This window comes from Salipiger sp. PrR007, from assembly GCF_010499845.1.
In the GTDB taxonomy this organism is placed as follows: domain Bacteria; phylum Pseudomonadota; class Alphaproteobacteria; order Rhodobacterales; family Rhodobacteraceae; genus Salipiger; species Salipiger pacificus_A.
The window spans coordinates 80,236-93,514 of record NZ_JAAGOZ010000028.1; the positions used below are offsets into that span (position 1 = coordinate 80,236).

Genomic DNA, 13,279 nt, shown 5'->3' on the forward strand with positions numbered 1-13,279 from the left:
CTCATGGCTCTCAACCGACCCCGCAACCGCACCCGGCTGGTCCTTGGCCTCGGTCTTGCGCTGCTGCTCGTTCTGACGCTGGCCGCCGCCTTCTGGCCACGGTCCGAGCTCGTCGATCTCGGGCGGGTGACGCGCGGGCCGCTGGTGGTGACCATTGACGAGGAGGGCAAGACCGAGGTGCGCGACGTCTACGTGGTGACCACGCCCGTCGCCGGGCGGCTCTTGCGGGTGCAGGCCATCGATGGTGACGCGGTGACGCAGGGCGACGTGGTGGCGCACATGCGCCCCGCCGCGCCCTCGGTGCTCGACCTGCGCACGCGCGAGCAGGCGCGGGCGGTGGTGGCGGCGGCGCAGGCGGCCTTGCTGCAGGCCAAGGCCGAGGTGAACGTGGCGCAGGCGGACGTGGAGCTGGCGGTCTCGGACCATGACCGGGCCAAGGCGCTGGCGGCACGGGGCACGATCTCGACCGCGGCGCTTGATCAGGCGCGGACCGCGGCGCTGGCGTCGCAGGCCCGGCTCGAGACGGCGCGCGCGGCGGTGGCCATGCGCGAGGCGGAGCTGGCCAACGCGCAGGCCCAGCTCATCGGCTTTGACGATCAGGGCCTGGCCGAGGCGCTGGCCGAGGTCGGGGCCTCGGACATCCCGCTGCGCGCCCCGGTCGACGGGCGCATCCTGCGGGTGGTCGAGGAGTCCGAGACCTCACTGGCGGCGGGGGCGCCGGTGCTCGAGATCGGCAACATCGCGCAGGACTTGCAGGTGGCGGTGGACCTCATTTCCTCGGACGCGGTGCAGGTGGTGCCGGGCGCGCGTGTGATGCTGGAAGACTGGGGCGGGTCGGGCGCGTTGGAGGCGCAGGTCGAGCGGATCGCGCCGCTTGGCACCACCGAGATCTCGGCGCTGGGGGTCGAGGAGCAGCGGGTGCGGGTGATCCTGCGGTTCATGGCGCCCCCCGAGGCCCGCGCGGCGCTGGGGCATGGCTACCGCGTGCTGGCGAGGATCGTGATCTGGGAGGAGGCGGAGACGCTGCAGATCCCGCAGAGCGCGGCCTTCCGCGAGGGGGCGGGCTGGGCGGTGTTCCGCGTCGAAGACGGGCGCGCGGCGAAGCTGCCGGTCACGCTCGGGCAGGGGAATGGGCGGCAGGTCCAGGTGCTCGAGGGGCTGGAGGAGGGCGATCATATCGTGCTCTACCCGCCCGCGGATCTGTTGGATGGCGGTCTCGTGGCGCAGCGGCGGGCCGGATGAAACGTAGGCGACCCGGGGCTTGTCGCCCCGGGCCCGCGACTGGGCCCGGGGAATGGGAGCGAGGATCAGGCGCGCCGACCGCTCCGGGTCAGCCCTGACCTTTTTCCAGCGCGTCGAGGCGCGCCTTGAGGGCCTCGTTCTCTTCGCGGGCCTTCTGCGCCATGGCGCGGACCGCGTCGAATTCCTCGCGGGTCACGAAATCGCGATCCGCCAGCCAGCGGTCGATCATCGATTTCATCGCCGTTTCGGCCTCATCCTTCGCGCCCTGCGCCACGCCCATGGCGTTGGTCATGAGCTGCGACAGATCTTCGAATACCTTGTTGCGCGTCTGCATTGGGCTCTCCGTCATATGCTTGTCTCCTATATGGGCCGAGAGCCCCCGGGTCACAAGGTTGACTTCCCCCGGAAACTCCCGTCACTCATCGCGCATGAAAGCCGCAATTCCTTTTCCGCCCCTGTCCTCCGAGGTCTTCTCGATCTCGGTCTTCGGCATGGATTTCGCCCTGCGCTGGTACGCGCTTGCCTATATCGCGGGCATCGTCATCGGCTGGCGCATCGCCGTCGCCGCGGTGAAACGCGTCCACCTCTGGCCGGGCGACCAGCCGCCGATGAGCCCGGCACAGGTCGAGCAGCTGCTGACGTGGGTGATCCTCGGTATCATCCTCGGCGGGCGGCTCGGATTTGTGCTGTTCTACCAGCCCGCCTACTACCTGAGCCACCCGGCCGAGATCCTGATGGTCTGGCATGGTGGCATGTCCTTCCATGGCGGCTTCCTGGGGGTGCTGATCGGCTTCCTCGGTTTCTGCCTGAAGAACCGCATCCGGATCGGGTCCACTGCCGATATGCTGGCGATCGCCGTGCCGCCGGGACTGCTGCTTGGCCGCATCGCCAATTTCGTCAACGCCGAGCTCTGGGGCCGCCCGACCGAGCTGCCCTGGGGGGTGATCTTCCCCGGCGAGGCGGCGCAGGCGTGCGGACAGGCGGTGGGCGAGTTTTGCGCCCGCCACCCGTCGCAGCTCTACGAAGCGGCGCTCGAGGGCATATTGCTCGGCGGTCTTCTGCTTTGGCTGGCGCTTCGCAAGGGCGGGCTGAAGACGCCGTGGCAGATGGCGGGCGTGTTTCTCGCCGGCTATGGCATCGCGCGCTTCCTCGTGGAATTCGTGCGCCAGCCCGACGCGCAGTTCGTCTCGCCCGGCAACCCCCTGGGGCTGGCCTGGCACCTTGGGGGCTACGGGCTCACCATGGGACAGATGCTGTCGCTGCCGATGGTGCTTGTCGGGATCGGCCTGATCCTCTGGGCGCGGCGCCGCGCATGAGCGCGCTGCTCCCGTTGCTCGAGGCGCGCATCGCGGCCGAGGGGCCGATGAGCGTTGCCGAATACATGACGTGGTGCCTGCTGCATCCGCAGCACGGCTATTACACCACCCGCGATCCGCTTGGCGCCAAGGGCGATTTCACCACCGCGCCGGAGATCAGCCAGATGTTCGGCGAGCTGCTGGGCCTGGCGCTGGCGCAGAGCTGGGTGGATCAGGGGCGCCCGGAGCGGGTCATCCTTGCCGAGCTGGGGCCCGGGCGTGGCACGCTGATGGCCGACGCGCTGCGCGCCATGCGCGCGGTGCCCGAACTGATCGCGGCGGCAGAACTGCATCTCGTCGAGGCCTCGCCCGCACTTCGCGCCGAACAGGCCAAGCGGCTCGGCGGCTTTGCGCCCAGATGGCATGACAGCCTGGCCGACCTGCCCGAGGGGCCGCTCTTCCTGCTCGCCAACGAGTTCTTCGACGTGCTGCCGGTGCGCCAGTTCCTGCGCGACGGAGAGGGCTGGCGCGAGCGCGTGGTGGGCTGGCACGAGGGGCAGCTGTCCTTCGGGCTCACCGACATCGCGCCACAGGCCGCGCTCGAGCACCGGCTGGCCGACACCGAGCAGGGCGACATGGTCGAAATCTGCGCCCCCGCCGAGGCCCTCGTGCAAGAGGTCGGACGGCGAATCGCGGCCCATGGCGGCGCCGCGCTGGTCATCGATTACGGCAGCTGGGGCAGCCTAGGCGACACGCTTCAGGCGGTGCGGTCGCATGAAAGAACGGCACCGCTGGAGACCCCCGGAGAGGCCGATCTGACCGCCCATGTGGACTTTCGCGCACTGGCACAGGCGGCTGCCCCGGCAGCCCACGCGCCTTTGACCGCGCAGGGCGTCTTCCTTGAACGGCTCGGCATCACCGAGCGCGCCCGCGCGCTCGCGGCTCGGTTGCAGGGTGCGGCACTGGAAAGCCACATCGCCGCACATCGCCGGTTGACGCACCCCGGTGAAATGGGAAGTTTGTTCAAGGTTCTGGCGCTGCACGCGCCGCACTCACCGCCGCCGCCCGGATTGGACATATGACGCTGGAAATCATCACCGCCGAGTCACTCAGCCCCCTCCGGCACGGGTTCTTCACCCGCAAGGGAGGCGCGTCCTCTGGGGTGTTTTCCGGTCTCAACTGCGGGCCGGGCTCGTCGGACCAGCGCGAGATCGTTGCGATCAACCGCGCCCGGGTGGCGCAGGCCATGGAAGTGCCCAACGAAGCGCTGGTCACGGTCAGCCAAGTCCATTCCTCCAAAGTGGTCACGGTGACCGGGCCGCTATCCAACCCGCGTCCCGAGGCCGACGGGCTTGTGACCCGCGAGCCGGGCATCGCGCTCGCCGTGCTCACCGCCGACTGCCAGCCGGTGCTCTTTGCCGACTCCGAGGCTGGGGTGATCGGCGCCGCCCACGCGGGCTGGCGCGGCGCGCAGGCCGGCGTGCTGGAAGAGACGATCGACGCGATGATCGCCCTCGGCGCCAGCCGCGATGGCATCCGCGCGGTGATCGGGCCGACCATCAGCCAGCGCGCCTACGAGGTCGGGCCGGAATTCCTCGAGGAGTTCATGGCGGAGGACCCGGGCAACGGTCGTTTCTTCGCGGGCGGGCAGGGCAATCGCGCGCAGTTCGACCTGCCGGCCTATGGGCTGCACCGGCTGCGCAGCGCGGGGGTCGCGGCAGAATGGACCCGCCACTGCACCTATTCCGACCCGGACCGCTTCTACTCCTTCCGCCGGGCGACCCACCTGCGCGAGGCCGACTATGGTCGGCTGATCTCGGCGATCCGTCTCTGACGCAGCCGCAGTTCCGGAGCGAGGGCGCTGCCACGATTCGTCCGCGTGTTGGGCAAAATATGGCAAGGTGGTTCTCGTATCTCGGACAATCCCTATCTGCAGCTGGGATTGAGCGAATAAGTCGCTGTCAATTCATCGAAATTTTGACAGAAATGCCCGAATTCGGCCAGATCGTGTCAGTCGATTAGACGTCCTTCTGTCGTTGTTGGTGGGGGCCAGCACGGATGTGACAGCCTGCCAAGGGATGTTGATATGACCAGTTTTCATCACGTGGCCCGCGGCCACGACGGTGTCGTTTCGCAAGATACTCCGCGGCCTCCGGCTTCTCTCCGGAACGGGCGGCCTCGTCGCGCCACTTCTCTCATGCGCAAGTACGAGGTCGCTGCCCTGTCGCCCGATCTCTCGATCTCGATGAAACAGCAGGTGGCGCCGGCGCTGCCGCTGTTCGAAGAGGCCTGCTCTGCCTTTGCGCGCGGCACCTTGATCCAGACCCTGCGCGGCCCCGTGGCCGTCGAGGATCTTCTGCCGGGTGATTACATCGAGACCAGCAGGGGCACCCAGTCGATCACCTGGATCGGCTCGACTACCTATGTGCCGGGGGTGCATTCCGACGAGAGTGCGCTCGACTCGCTCATCCGGGTCACCGCGGAGGCCTTCGGTCTCGGCCGTCCCGGCGTCGACCTTCTGCTTGGCCCGGCAGCCCGCATGGTCGTCACCCGCGCCCGCTTCCGGGCGCTGCTCGGGCAGGACAGCGTGCTGGTGCCGGTCATCGACGAGGCGGATTGGGATCGCATCGTGCCGGTGACCCCGGCGGGCGGGGTGCAACTCTACCACCTGATGGTACAGCGCCACGCGACAATCAGGGTCGGCGGGCTCGAGATGGAGACCTACCACCCGGGCAAGATGCTGCACAGCTTGACCAGCCCGAACATGCGCGCGCTGTTCCTGTCGATGTTCGACAACCTGTCGGAGCTTCAGGACTTCGGCGAGCTGTCTATGACCCGTTCCTCGCGCGAGGCGGTCGACAGCCTGTTGGCCAGCTGAGCGGATCGCAAAGCCGGCACCGGCCCGCCGTCAGGCGGTCCGGTTCAGCCGTTCCTCGAGCACGTCAAAGGGCACGCCCGGCTCGTCCTTGGCGCCGCGGATGACCAGCGAGGTCTTGACCGAGGCGACGTTCGGCGCGGTCAGCAGTTTCTCGGTCAGAAAGGCCTGGAAGGTCGATAGATCGGGCGCCACGCACTTGAGGATGAAGTCCACCTCGCCGTTGAGCATGTGACACTCGCGCACCAGCGGCCAGCTGCGGCAGCGGTCCTCGAAGGCGCGCAGATCGGCCTCGGCCTGGCTCTGCAAACCGACGCTGGCAAACACCTGCACCTCGAAGCCGAGTTCGCGGGAATCGACTTCGGCGTGGTAGCCCTTGATGAAGCCCTGCTCCTCGAGTGTGCGCACGCGGCGGAGGCAGGGCGGGGCCGAAATGCCCACGCGGCGGGCAAGTTCGACGTTGGTCATGCGGCCATCGGCCTGCAGTTCTGCCAGAATCTTACGATCGATGGGATCAAGCCTGTGGGCGGGCATGCGTCTTCCTTGAGCTTTTCGCGATTATTATACCAGCCGGAACGTTAGCGCAATAATCTTTCATATTCGTGAAAGATTATTAACTGGACGAGATTCCGGGGGACATGGCGGAGGCACGGGGTTTGCGTCGCCGCCGCGCGTGGCTATATGCAATTCCCAAACCGAATGCCATAGCTCGCGAGAGGCACGATATGTCTGACACCCGCCACACACGGCTCCTCATCATCGGCTCCGGCCCGGCCGGCTACACCGCGGGAGTCTACGCCTCGCGCGCCATGCTTTCGCCGCTGCTCGTGCAGGGCCTCGAGCCCGGCGGCCAGCTGACCACCACCACCGAGGTCGAAAACTGGCCCGGCGAAACCGAGATTCAAGGCCCTGACCTGATGGTGAAGATGGAAGCCCATGCCCGCGCCATGGGGTGCGAGATCGTCGGCGACATCATCACCGATCTCGACCTCGGCCAGCGCCCCTTCGTTGCGAAGGGCGACAGCGGCACCACCTACACCGCCGACGCGGTGGTGCTCGCGACCGGCGCGCGGGCGAAGTGGCTGGGCCTGCCGACCGAGGAAGAATTCAAGGGCTTCGGCGTTTCCGCCTGCGCGACCTGTGACGGCTTCTTCTACCGCGGGCAGGAGATCGTGGTGATCGGCGGCGGCAACACCGCCGTGGAAGAGGCGCTGTTTCTGACCAACTTCGCCTCGAAGGTCACGCTGATCCACCGCCGCGACGAGCTGCGCGCCGAGAAGATCCTGCAGGAACGCCTGTTCAACCACCCCAAGATCGAGACCCTCTGGCACCATCAGCTCGAGGAAGTGGTCGGCGAGGACATGCCCAAGGGCGTCACCGGCGTAAAGGTCAAGCACGTGACCACGGGCGAGATCACCGAGATCCCCGCGAAGGGTGTCTTCGTCGCCATCGGACATGCGCCCGCATCGGAGCTGGTGAAGGACCAGCTCGAGACCCACATGGGCGGCTACGTGGTGACCAAGCCCGGCACCACCGAGACCTCGATCCCCGGCGTCTTTGCCGCGGGGGACCTGACCGACCACACCTACCGCCAGGCGGTGACCTCGGCGGGCATGGGCTGCATGGCGGCGCTGGAAGCCGAGCGCTGGCTCGCCGAGCAGGGGCTCGACGCGGGCAAGGACACCTCCGAGCCGCTCGGCTACGGGGCGCCGGTCGAACAGGCCTCCTGATCCTCGCCCACAGTGTGCGACGCGAGCGCGATGCCGGGACCCGGCGTCGCGCTTTTTCTTTGCCGGCGCTGAAAGCGCGGGACATCTGCGCGGAGACAGTGCGACGCTGCGTCTCTCGCGCGAAATTGAGTGCAGATGCGGCGCCGAGGACTTTGCTGCCAAATCGCTGCCCCTTATGTCTGGGCCAAGCCACAAGACCACAGACCTCGCCCCAGCGCCGCCTCGCGGCGCACGGCTGCAAACCTCCAGCCCGGCCCCATGTCGCCCTGACCTCTCCCCCGGAGGACGCCATGAAGACCGCACTTCTGATGCGCAGGCTTGCGCTGCTGACCTGTCTTCTGCCCGCCGCGCCCGCGCTGGCGGCGGACCAGTTGCGCACGGCTTATCGCAGCAGCGTCTCGACCACCCTCAACGCCTCGGTCGGGGCCTTCGACAGCGTCCTGGGTCATGCGCTGAACGGCTATGGCAAGGTGCGGCTGAACAGCAAGGGGCTGTTCCTGGCGACGCCGGGACCGGGATCTGCGCCGCGCATGTGGTGGGCCTTCGAGGCCCGCGAGTACCATGGCAGCACCTTCGGCCGAAAATTCGACATGCTGCTGGGGATCGAGAAGCCGATCGGAACGGGCACGCGGCTGGGTTTTGCCACCGGCTACGGGGTGGCAGATCTTGATACCGGGCGTGACATCCGCACCCAGACCTTCAGCTTCGCGCCCTACGTGCAAACCGCGCTGACGGACCATATCGGACTCAAGGCCTGGGCGGCGCTGGCGCGGCCCGACTACCGGCTCGGCAACTCGCCGCGCAGCGCTTGGCGCACCGCCGCGGGGCTCAACGCGAATGGCAGCTACGAGCTTCGGCGCATGGATGTTTCGGGGGCGGCCGGCCTGTCGCTGTCGCAGCAGACCAGCAGTGGCATCGGGGATCTCTCGACCTGGCAGGTGGGCAAGCTCTCGGCCTCGCTGCGCACCCGCGCCACGCTGCGGCTCGAGCGCAACTTCCGCCCCTATTTCGAGCTGGGCTACAACTATGGCAGCTGGATCGATGCGGGCAAGTCCGGCGAGACCCATGCCCCCAGCCTCAAGACCGGCCTGAGCTGGACCCACAAGAAGCGCAGCTTCACGCTGAGCCTGATCGGCACGCAGGTCTTCGACCCGGTGCAGCCGCTTGTGCTCAACACGCGCTACAGCATCCGCTTCTGAGCAAGGAGGGATGTCGGCTCAGAGGTGGATCTCGCCAGAGATCAGCACATGCGCCTGCCCGCCGACCCGCACGCCGGTGATCGCCTCGGGCGGCCCGAGCACCTCGACCTGCGCCTGGCCCGGGCGGCCCATGCCATGGCCCTGCTCGGCTGTGAAGACGGGGGCTGCGATCAGCCCCTTCGACCAGAGATAGGCTGCCATGGCGCCGGTGGCCGAGCCGGTGAAGGGATCTTCGGGTGGGTTCGGAGGCGGAAGCAGCAATCGCGCATAGGTGGCGCCGGCGTCTGTCGCGCCTTCGAGGGTGACGAGGAAGGGCTCGGCGAACTCTGCCTCGCCCCTGCCGAGCGCCACGTGGAGGCGGCTCAGCGCCTCGGGGTCCAGCAGGGCGCGGTCGAGCGCCGCGCGGTCTTTCAGCACGGTCACGCAGCAGGGCAGGCCGGTCGAAACCAGTTGCGGCTGGCCGAGAATGTCGGACGGCGAGAGAGAGACCGCGTCAGCCACCAGCGCCTTGTCGGGGCAAGGACCGAACTCCGGGGACTTCTGGGTCATCACGATGCGCGGCGGGCTCACCGAGCGGTCGATCTCGACTGGGATGAGCCCGGCCAGGGTCTCGAGGGTCAGCCGGTCGCCCGTGACCAGTCCCCGGTGCACCAGCGCCGCGACGGTGGCGATGGTGGGATGGCCGGCAAAGGGAATTTCGCCGCTGGCGAGGAAGTAGCGCACCCGCACGTCCGCCACCTCGGAGGGGCCGGTGAAGGTGCATTCGACCAGTGATGTCTCGCGCACGACGCGGATGCAGGTCTCGTCGTCCAGCGCCGCCCCGCCATGCAGGACGGCGCAGCCGTTGCCGCCAAAGGGCACGTCCGTGAAGGCGTCGGCCCAGTCAAGCGGCAGCTTGGTCATGCGGTGCTCTCCGGGCGCGCCCCTAGTGGACGGTGACAGGGGCGAGGTCGTTCTGCCGGGCCAGCGCAAAGGCGAGGCCGCGATCGCGGACCAGCGCCAGCCGCTCGCCATCGGCGCGGTGTACCGCGTAGAGGCGGGTCTGGTCACCGACCTGTTCCTGCACGTCCTCGGGCAACTCGCTCACCTCGACCGAGCGGACGTAGACGATGCGCTCTGCGTCAAACTCGGAGAAATCATACTTCGTGTTCATGGCTCAACCCTTTCTGATGTTGATGGTCTGCACCACCGTCTCGGGACGGGACATGGTCAGATCCACGTGCAGCAGACCGTTTTCCATGACCGCTTCCCCCACCTCGACGCCATCGGCCAGCACGAAGCTGCGCTGGAACTGCCGCGCCGCGATGCCGCGGTGCAGGAAGATCCGGTCGGACCCGTCGTCGCGCTGCCGTCCGCGGATCACCAGCTGGCGGTCCTCGACGGTGATGGCGAGATCGGCCTCCGAGAAGCCGGCCACGGCGAGCGTGATCCGGTAGGAGTGATCCGACGTCTGTTCGATGTTGAAGGGGGGGTATCCCTCGCTCGACTTGGCCGTGCGCTCGAGCAGGCGCTCGAGTTGCTCGAAGCCGAGCATGTGCGGATAGGAACCCAGGGTCAGTTTGCTCATGACATGTCCTTGACAGGGAAGCGACCGTCCGCCGGGCCCCGTGAGCGGCAACCCGACATCAGGGAATATGGGAAGGGCCGAAGGGCAGTGCAAGGGCTTTGCGGGCGCGGCAAGACTTGGTAGTCTAATGTTTCCCGTGACGTCGAAGGACAGACCCTCATGAATGCGCCGCAAGACATCTCGATGAAGACGGAAGAGGTGTTGCGTGTTGAGCTGGAAGTCTTCCGGCGCGAGCACCGCGATCTCGACGAGGCAATCCTTGCCTTGCAGGAGCGCGGCACCGCCGATCAGCTGACCCTGCAGCGGCTGAAGAAGAAGAAGCTCTTCCTCAAGGACAAGATCGCGATGATCGAGGACCGGCTGACCCCCGACATCATCGCCTGACCCTGCGCGGGTTCGCGCCGGGCGCCCGGCGCCCGGCGCCGGTGTCATCTTGCTGCCCGCCCCCTGTGGGATCGCGGGCTAAGCTATGGCGTGCGAAGGCCCGCTTTGCGGGCGATTTTCCTTCGTAGAGCAAAACTAGAGCCCACATTTCCGCCTTTTCGACCGGGGCGTTGCGCGATCTGGTTTGCCCGCGTATCACAGCCACGACGTCGACAGGAGGGATCGCCATGAAGGACGGTGAGCTGGCGCAGCGCGGTTTGGTGTTGCTGGGATGCGGGAAGATGGGATCGGCCATGCTCGAGGGCTGGCTGGGACGGGGGCTGCCGCCCGCGTCGGTCTGGGTCAACGACCCGAACCCCTCGGAGCGGCTGCAGGCGCAGGGCGTGCGTCTCAACGAGGTGCTGCCCGAAAGCCCGGCGATCGTGCTCATCGCGGTCAAGCCGCAGATGATGGCCGATGCGCTGCCGGTGCTGGCGAGCTACGGCAATGCCGACACGGTCTTCCTGTCGGTGGCGGCGGGTGTGACCATCGCCACCTACGAGCGGATGCTCGGCGACAAGACCCCGATCATCCGCGCCATGCCCAACACCCCCGCCGCCGTGGGGCAGGGGATCACGGCCATCTCCGGCAACACCAACGCGCGCGCCGAGGACATGGCCATGGCCGAGGAGCTGCTCTCGGCAGTGGGTGAGGTCGTGCGCCTCGAAGGTGAGGGCCAGATGGACGCGGTCACCGGCGTCAGCGGCTCGGGCCCGGCTTACGTCTTCCACATGATCGAATGCCTCGCCAAGGCCGGCGAAGCCGAGGGTCTGGCCCCCGAGCTCGCCATGCAACTCGCCAAGGCCACCGTCGCGGGGGCCGGCGCGCTGGCGATGCAGGCGGCCGAGGATCCGGCGCAGCTGCGCAAGAACGTGACCTCGCCCAACGGCACCACACAGGCCGGGCTCGACGTGCTGATGGACGACGACAAGGGCCTGCCGCCGCTGATCCGCGCCACCGTCTCTGCCGCCGTGCGGCGCTCGCAAGAGCTGGCAAATGGCTGAGATCAGCTACGACGACTTCCTCAAGGTCGATATCCGCGTGGGCCGGGTGACCCGCGCGGAGCCCTTCCCCGAGGCCCGCAAGCCCGCCATCAAGCTCTGGATCGATTTCGGCCCCGAGCTCGGCGAAAAGAAGAGCTCGGCGCAGATCACAGTCCATTATGCGCCCGAGGCGCTGGTGGGCAAATCGGTCATGGCGGTGGTGAATTTCCCGCCGCGGCAGATTGGGCCCTTCATGTCCGAGGTTCTTGTTCTAGGTTTCTCCGACGAGACCGGGGCGATCGTGCTCGCGACCCCCGACAAGACCGTACCGCCGGGAGGACGCCTGCATTGACCAAGATCCTGATCGCCCGAAACCTACCCGAGAGCGTCGTCGCCGAGGCCCGCGCCGCGTTCGACGTGACCTATCGCGACCGGCCCGACCCGATGAGCCGCGACGAGATGCTGGCCTCGCTGTCGGACTACGACGGCGTGCTGATGACGCTGGGCGACCAGTACAATGCCGAGGTCTTCGCCGCCGCCGGGGTGCCGCGGGCCAGGATCCTTGCCAACTTCGGGGTGGGCTTCAACCACATCGACGTCGAGGTGGCCAAGCACGCCGGGATCACCGTTACGAACACGCCCGGCGCTGTCACCGATGCCACCGCGGACATTGCGATGACGCTGATCCTGATGTCCTGCCGCCGCGCGGGCGAGGGCGAGCGGCTTGTGCGCATGGGCAATTGGCGGGGCTGGCACCCGGTGCAGATGCTCGGCCTGCACGTGACCGGCAAGACCGTCGGGATCCTCGGCATGGGGCGCATCGGCCAGGCCATCGCCCGGCGCTGCCACTACGGCTTTGGCATGGAGGTGGCCTACATGAGCCGCTCCGAGAAAGCGCTCGATCATCCGGCCACGCGCTACGACACGCCCCAGGACCTCGCGGCCAATGTCGACATCCTCGTCACCGCCCTGCCAGGCGGCGCCCAGACGCACCACACGGTGAACGAAAGCGTTCTGGCGGCGATGCGCCCGCATGCGCATTTCGTCAACATTGCGCGCGGCGACGTGGTCGACGAGGCGGCGCTGATCGCGGCGCTGCAGCAGAAGCGGATCGCCGGCGCCGGGCTCGACGTCTACGAGTTCGAACCCCGGGTGCCCGACGCTCTGCGCGATCTCGAGAGCGTGGTGCTGCTGCCGCATCTCGGCACGGCGGCGCTGGAAGTGCGCGAGGACATGGGGCGCATGGCCGTGGCCAACCTGCGGGCCTTCTTCGCCGGTGAGCCCGTACCGAACCCGGTCTGAGACCCGCAGACCCGGGCGGTCCCCGCCCGGGACCTGCTCAGGCGGGGGTGTCGCCCATCGCCGCGCGCCAGTGCTTGCGGCAGAGCGAGACATAGGTCTCGTTGCCGCCGATCTGCACCTGAGCACCATCGCTGAGCGCCTTGCCGGTCTCGTCCTGCCGGATCACCATGGTCGCCTTCCGCCCGCAATGGCAGATGGTGCGCACCTCGCGCAGCGAATCTGCGAGCGCCAGCAACGCCGCCGAGCCGGGAAAGAGCTGACCGCGGAAATCCACCCGCAGCCCATAGGCCATGGCCGGCAGCCCAAGATCGTCCACCACCCGCGCCAGCTGCCAGACCTGCTTCTCGGTGAGGAACTGGGCCTCGTCGATGAACACGCAGGCGAGCGGGGTCTTGCGGTGCGCCGCGGCGATCACCGCGAAGAGATCGTCCTCGCCGCCGAAGGTCTCGGCATCCTGTCCCAGACCGATGCGCGAGCCGATGCGGCCATGACCGGCGCGCGTGTCGAGCCGCGCAGTTAGCAGGAAGACCTCCATGCCCCGTTCGCGGTAGTTGTGCGCCGCCTGCAGCAGCAGGGTCGATTTGCCGGCGTTCATGGTGGAGTAGTGGAAATGCAGCTTGGCCATGGCGGTTTCTTGCACCAGCCCGGAAGGGGGAGCAAGGC

At 67.8% G+C, this 13,279-nt stretch carries 17 protein-coding genes; 11 read left to right on the plus strand and 6 right to left on the minus strand.

Features of this window, described 5'->3' with window-relative positions:
• Window positions 1-3 precede the first annotated feature (3 nt).
• Entirely contained in the window at window positions 4-1,242 is a 1,239-nt protein-coding gene (locus G0Q01_RS27195) for an efflux RND transporter periplasmic adaptor subunit (RefSeq protein WP_164213523.1), read from the plus strand.
• Window positions 1,243-1,330: 88 nt separating this feature from the next.
• On the opposite strand, the gene G0Q01_RS13135 is transcribed toward G0Q01_RS27195, so the two are convergent.
• Entirely contained in the window at window positions 1,331-1,576 is a 246-nt protein-coding gene (locus G0Q01_RS13135; protein WP_066104340.1) for an accessory factor UbiK family protein, read from the minus strand.
• A 94-nt stretch (window positions 1,577-1,670) separates the two neighbouring features.
• Between G0Q01_RS13135 and lgt the strand changes: the two genes are divergently transcribed.
• The 4 genes from lgt to G0Q01_RS13155 all read left to right on the plus strand — a co-directional run bounded on the left by lgt (window position 1,671) and on the right by G0Q01_RS13155 (window position 5,415).
• Entirely contained in the window at window positions 1,671-2,558 is an 888-nt protein-coding gene (gene lgt, locus G0Q01_RS13140; protein WP_164188527.1) for a prolipoprotein diacylglyceryl transferase, read from the plus strand.
• Complete coding sequence (locus G0Q01_RS13145) at window positions 2,555-3,619, plus strand: class I SAM-dependent methyltransferase (RefSeq protein ID WP_164188529.1); 1,065 nt, start codon at window positions 2,555-2,557, stop codon at window positions 3,617-3,619. Before lgt ends, G0Q01_RS13145 begins: the two co-directional genes overlap by 4 nt.
• Window positions 3,616-4,371, plus strand: a complete 756-nt coding sequence (gene pgeF / locus G0Q01_RS13150) for a peptidoglycan editing factor PgeF (RefSeq protein WP_164188531.1) — start codon at window positions 3,616-3,618, stop codon at window positions 4,369-4,371. Before G0Q01_RS13145 ends, pgeF begins: the two co-directional genes overlap by 4 nt.
• A 363-nt stretch (window positions 4,372-4,734) precedes the next feature.
• Window positions 4,735-5,415 carry a Hint domain-containing protein gene (locus G0Q01_RS13155; RefSeq protein ID WP_164188533.1) on the plus strand — a complete coding sequence of 227 codons (681 nt, stop codon included), beginning with the start codon at window positions 4,735-4,737 and terminating at the stop codon, window positions 5,413-5,415.
• Window positions 5,416-5,445: 30 nt separating this feature from the next.
• On the opposite strand, the gene G0Q01_RS13160 is transcribed toward G0Q01_RS13155, so the two are convergent.
• Window positions 5,446-5,946 (minus strand): Lrp/AsnC family transcriptional regulator, encoded by a 501-nt coding sequence (locus G0Q01_RS13160; RefSeq protein WP_095881146.1) that lies wholly within the window; start codon window positions 5,944-5,946, stop codon window positions 5,446-5,448.
• A gap of 191 nt (window positions 5,947-6,137) precedes the next feature.
• Here G0Q01_RS13160 and trxB point away from each other — a divergent pair, with 191 nt between their 5' ends.
• Both trxB and G0Q01_RS13170 read left to right on the plus strand, forming a co-directional pair.
• Window positions 6,138-7,142 carry a thioredoxin-disulfide reductase gene (gene trxB, locus G0Q01_RS13165; RefSeq protein ID WP_164188535.1) on the plus strand — a complete coding sequence of 335 codons (1,005 nt, stop codon included), beginning with the start codon at window positions 6,138-6,140 and terminating at the stop codon, window positions 7,140-7,142.
• A gap of 290 nt (window positions 7,143-7,432) precedes the next feature.
• Window positions 7,433-8,341 carry an autotransporter domain-containing protein gene (locus G0Q01_RS13170; protein WP_164188537.1) on the plus strand — a complete coding sequence of 303 codons (909 nt, stop codon included), beginning with the start codon at window positions 7,433-7,435 and terminating at the stop codon, window positions 8,339-8,341.
• An 18-nt stretch (window positions 8,342-8,359) separates the two neighbouring features.
• On the opposite strand, the gene G0Q01_RS13175 is transcribed toward G0Q01_RS13170, so the two are convergent.
• Genes G0Q01_RS13175 through G0Q01_RS13185 form a run of 3 tightly spaced genes read right to left on the minus strand, consistent with a single transcriptional unit; the run spans window position 8,360 to window position 9,908 of the window.
• Window positions 8,360-9,244, minus strand: coding sequence for a PhzF family phenazine biosynthesis protein (locus G0Q01_RS13175; RefSeq protein ID WP_164188539.1), 885 nt, complete (start codon window positions 9,242-9,244; stop codon window positions 8,360-8,362).
• 22 nt (window positions 9,245-9,266) lie between these two features.
• Window positions 9,267-9,494 (minus strand): DUF1150 family protein, encoded by a 228-nt coding sequence (locus G0Q01_RS13180; protein WP_164188541.1) that lies wholly within the window; start codon window positions 9,492-9,494, stop codon window positions 9,267-9,269.
• Window positions 9,495-9,497: 3 nt separating this feature from the next.
• Entirely contained in the window at window positions 9,498-9,908 is a 411-nt protein-coding gene (locus tag G0Q01_RS13185) for an Hsp20 family protein (RefSeq protein ID WP_066104369.1), read from the minus strand.
• A gap of 159 nt (window positions 9,909-10,067) precedes the next feature.
• Here G0Q01_RS13185 and G0Q01_RS13190 point away from each other — a divergent pair, with 159 nt between their 5' ends.
• The 4 genes from G0Q01_RS13190 to G0Q01_RS13205 all read left to right on the plus strand — a co-directional run bounded on the left by G0Q01_RS13190 (window position 10,068) and on the right by G0Q01_RS13205 (window position 12,616).
• Window positions 10,068-10,292 carry a YdcH family protein gene (locus G0Q01_RS13190; protein WP_092423670.1) on the plus strand — a complete coding sequence of 75 codons (225 nt, stop codon included), beginning with the start codon at window positions 10,068-10,070 and terminating at the stop codon, window positions 10,290-10,292.
• Window positions 10,293-10,519: 227 nt separating this feature from the next.
• The gene (proC, locus tag G0Q01_RS13195) at window positions 10,520-11,335 is read left to right on the plus strand and encodes a pyrroline-5-carboxylate reductase (RefSeq protein WP_164188543.1); all 816 of its coding nucleotides are present in this window, start codon (window positions 10,520-10,522) and stop codon (window positions 11,333-11,335) included.
• Window positions 11,328-11,666, plus strand: a complete 339-nt coding sequence (locus G0Q01_RS13200; protein ID WP_164188545.1) for a tRNA-binding protein — start codon at window positions 11,328-11,330, stop codon at window positions 11,664-11,666. Before proC ends, G0Q01_RS13200 begins: the two co-directional genes overlap by 8 nt.
• Window positions 11,663-12,616, plus strand: coding sequence for a D-glycerate dehydrogenase (locus tag G0Q01_RS13205; RefSeq protein WP_164188547.1), 954 nt, complete (start codon window positions 11,663-11,665; stop codon window positions 12,614-12,616). Before G0Q01_RS13200 ends, G0Q01_RS13205 begins: the two co-directional genes overlap by 4 nt.
• Window positions 12,617-12,653: 37 nt before the next feature.
• Here the strand turns inward: G0Q01_RS13205 and G0Q01_RS13210 are convergent, their stop codons facing one another.
• Window positions 12,654-13,241 carry a thymidine kinase gene (locus G0Q01_RS13210; protein WP_164188549.1) on the minus strand — a complete coding sequence of 196 codons (588 nt, stop codon included), beginning with the start codon at window positions 13,239-13,241 and terminating at the stop codon, window positions 12,654-12,656.
• Window positions 13,242-13,279: the final 38 nt, after the last annotated feature.

Excerpts from the sequence above, each read along its gene's own strand:
- G0Q01_RS27195 (WP_164213523.1), top strand. The coding sequence starts at position 4 with ATGGCTCTCAACCGACCCCGCAACCGCACCCGGCTGGTCCTTGGCCTC.
- G0Q01_RS13135 (WP_066104340.1), bottom strand. The coding sequence starts at position 1,576 with ATGCAGACGCGCAACAAGGTATTCGAAGATCTGTCGCAGCTCATGACC.
- lgt (WP_164188527.1), top strand. The coding sequence starts at position 1,671 with ATGAAAGCCGCAATTCCTTTTCCGCCCCTGTCCTCCGAGGTCTTCTCG.
- G0Q01_RS13145 (WP_164188529.1), top strand. The coding sequence starts at position 2,555 with ATGAGCGCGCTGCTCCCGTTGCTCGAGGCGCGCATCGCGGCCGAGGGG.
- pgeF (WP_164188531.1), top strand. The coding sequence starts at position 3,616 with ATGACGCTGGAAATCATCACCGCCGAGTCACTCAGCCCCCTCCGGCAC.
- G0Q01_RS13155 (WP_164188533.1), top strand. The coding sequence starts at position 4,735 with ATGCGCAAGTACGAGGTCGCTGCCCTGTCGCCCGATCTCTCGATCTCG.
- G0Q01_RS13160 (WP_095881146.1), bottom strand. The coding sequence starts at position 5,946 with ATGCCCGCCCACAGGCTTGATCCCATCGATCGTAAGATTCTGGCAGAA.
- trxB (WP_164188535.1), top strand. The coding sequence starts at position 6,138 with ATGTCTGACACCCGCCACACACGGCTCCTCATCATCGGCTCCGGCCCG.
- G0Q01_RS13170 (WP_164188537.1), top strand. The coding sequence starts at position 7,433 with ATGAAGACCGCACTTCTGATGCGCAGGCTTGCGCTGCTGACCTGTCTT.
- G0Q01_RS13175 (WP_164188539.1), bottom strand. The coding sequence starts at position 9,244 with ATGACCAAGCTGCCGCTTGACTGGGCCGACGCCTTCACGGACGTGCCC.
- G0Q01_RS13180 (WP_164188541.1), bottom strand. The coding sequence starts at position 9,494 with ATGAACACGAAGTATGATTTCTCCGAGTTTGACGCAGAGCGCATCGTC.
- G0Q01_RS13185 (WP_066104369.1), bottom strand. The coding sequence starts at position 9,908 with ATGAGCAAACTGACCCTGGGTTCCTATCCGCACATGCTCGGCTTCGAG.
- G0Q01_RS13190 (WP_092423670.1), top strand. The coding sequence starts at position 10,068 with ATGAATGCGCCGCAAGACATCTCGATGAAGACGGAAGAGGTGTTGCGT.
- proC (WP_164188543.1), top strand. The coding sequence starts at position 10,520 with ATGAAGGACGGTGAGCTGGCGCAGCGCGGTTTGGTGTTGCTGGGATGC.
- G0Q01_RS13200 (WP_164188545.1), top strand. The coding sequence starts at position 11,328 with ATGGCTGAGATCAGCTACGACGACTTCCTCAAGGTCGATATCCGCGTG.
- G0Q01_RS13210 (WP_164188549.1), bottom strand. The coding sequence starts at position 13,241 with ATGGCCAAGCTGCATTTCCACTACTCCACCATGAACGCCGGCAAATCG.